Origin of the sequence: Nocardia vinacea NBRC 16497 (genome assembly GCF_000308835.1) — a bacterium.
GTDB lineage: Bacteria > Actinomycetota > Actinomycetes > Mycobacteriales > Mycobacteriaceae > Nocardia > Nocardia vinacea.
This window is the reverse complement of record NZ_BAGN01000334.1, coordinates 1-2,373: the sequence shown is the minus strand read 5'-3', so window position 1 is coordinate 2,373 and position 2,373 is coordinate 1. Positions and strand designations below refer to the sequence as shown.

At 66.1% G+C, this 2,373-nt stretch carries 2 protein-coding genes; both read left to right on the top strand.

The annotated features are described in order from the left end of the window. Nucleotides 1–275 precede the first annotated feature (275 nt). A complete protein-coding gene (locus ON44_RS47220; protein ID WP_157187400.1) occupies nt 276–749 on the top strand; it encodes a Het-E N-terminal domain-containing protein in 474 nt (157 codons plus the stop codon). Nucleotides 750–805: 56 nt separating this feature from the next. Beyond that, nucleotides 806–2,373: tetratricopeptide repeat protein (locus ON44_RS33815; protein WP_169338123.1), on the top strand; the 1,568-nt coding region annotated here is incomplete at its 3' end.

Genomic DNA, 2,373 nt, shown 5'->3' with positions numbered 1-2,373 from the left:
GTTTCGGCGAGCGCAGTCAACGTTTCTCGACACTGCCTACTGGGGTCGCTCAGGGTGGTTCTGTCGATGTTCGAAGTTCGTTTGTACTCGGCGGTCTGGGTATATTGGCCGCCTGCTGTGGATAGTGTTGGCACGTCGCATTTTTCAAGCATCGATGTTGGTTTCAGGGGGTGCGGTATTGGCTCGGCTGCCGGGTTAGCGGCGTAGAATCCGGCGGTCAGAACATCGATGACCTCGCCCGGTATCGCGGGGGTGGGGTGCTGGGAGGGAATCTCGTGTTGGAGACGGTGCCGGCGATCGTTGCCGAGGCGGTAGCGGTGGGTGCGGTGGCGGGGTTGAGCGATACCGCCAAGCAGGCGGTGATCGATGCCTATGAGAAGTTGAGGGCTATGGTGTCGGGTCGTGTCGGGCTCTCGGGTGTGGAATCGGTGGAGCAACAACCCGATTCGGTCGCCCGACGTTCGGTCCTGGTCGAGGATCTCCAGCGCGCTGGCGCTGAGGGTGACCAGGAATTGCTCGCGGCGGCGCAAGCGTTGCTCGCCGCCGTACGCGCACACGAGGCAGCAGCTGGGGCTGCGGTGGGTGTGGATTTGGAGCGGGTATCCGCGGCGGCGTTGCGGATCCGGGAAGTGGAGTCGACCGGGACCGGGGTGCGGGTCGTGGGAGGCACGTTTGTGGGCGATATCGAGATCGGTTCGGTGAACGCCGGCAAGTCTGAGCCGCAGGACCCTTCCTCGGCGCGCCGGTAGCCCCCGCTCCGACCGCGTCGCCACACCAGTTGCCAGGGGGGATCAGTCTCGCCGGGGTGGTCGCCCAGACCGTTGCGATCGGTGCCACCCCGGCGCCCGCGCATGGCCGCAGTGACCAACCGATCCAGGTGGTCACGACGCAACCGCCACCGCCGCGGGAGCCCGTCACATCGAGTCTTCCCGCCCTTCCGCGTGATTTCCTGGGCCGTGCCCGGGAATTGCGGCAGATCCTCGACGCCGCCAGCGGGGGGCGGGTAGTAGCAATCCATGCGATCAACGGGATGGCCGGTATCGGCAAAACCACCCTCGCTGTCCACGCGGCCCACCAACTGGCACCGAGGTTCCCCGATGGGCAGTACTTCGTCCAGTTGCACGCCCATACTCCTGGACAACCCAGAGCAGATACGGCGGAGGTACTGGCCGGGCTGCTGATCGCAATCGGTACCGACCCGCGCAACCTTCCCGATTCCGTGGCAGAGCGTCGCGACCTGTGGCGTAATCTGCTGGCCGGCAGGAAGATGCTGCTGGTGCTCGACGACGCAGCCGACCGGGAACAGATCGAGCCATTACTGCCGAGCGGATCGGGATGCCTAACCCTGATCACCAGTCGGCACCGGCTCACTCTGCCGGATACCAACCCCTTGGCGCTGGAGGTTCTCGACCCGCCCGCGGCGGTGGATCTGGTCTTCACTGTTACCGGCCGCGACCCCACCGATGAGACCGAACGTCACGCTGCGGCCCGCATTGCCGACGTATGCGGGTGCCTGCCGCTGGCGATCGTACTGGTTGCCGGACGACTCGCACACCACAAGACATGGAAGGCAGCCGACATCGATGACTACGTCGGTGAGGTCGAAGCTGCGGCAAATCGGCTGGCCGCGCTCGACGACGACGCCCCAGCTGTGCGCGCCGCGTTCGACCTGTCATATCGTGCCCTGCCACCGCAGCGACAGCAGGTGTTCCGGCGTCTGGGTCTGCATCCCGGCCGCGACCTGGACGCGTACGCAGCGGCGGCGCTGGTCGACGTGGATGTTGCAACCGCCGGGCGGGAACTGCTGGCGCTCTACCAAGACCATCTGCTCAACGAAACCAGCCGAGGCCGGTACCGGCTGCACGATCTGCTGCGCTCCTACGCCAACAGCCTCACTACCGCGGACGCGGAGGCCGACACTACCGGCGCGGTGCACCGGCTGCTGGACTACTACCAGCACACCGCCGCCCACGCGGACCGATGGCCGGCATCGTCCACCCACACCGGCATTGACCACGCCATCGCATCTGCCGCGGCGCGTGATGCCATGGTGCCGGAATTCGACGATCAACTGCGGGCGCTCACCTGGCTGCGCACCGAGCGGGAAAACTTGCTGGACTGCCTGGACCACACCGCCAGTCGCGACCTCGCACGAATGGTTGCCTTGACCGCATCAGTGGAAAGGTTGCTGGAGTTCGACGGGGAGTGGCCCCTGGCCGCGAGACTCCACCAGCGTGCCGCTGACACCACACGCCACCTTGGCGACCGTCTCGGAGAAGCTGACGCCCTCAACGCACTCGGCCGAGTGCGCCGACTCACCGGGGACTATCAGCAGGCTACCGACCTGCACCAGCAGGCACTCACTCTCTACCG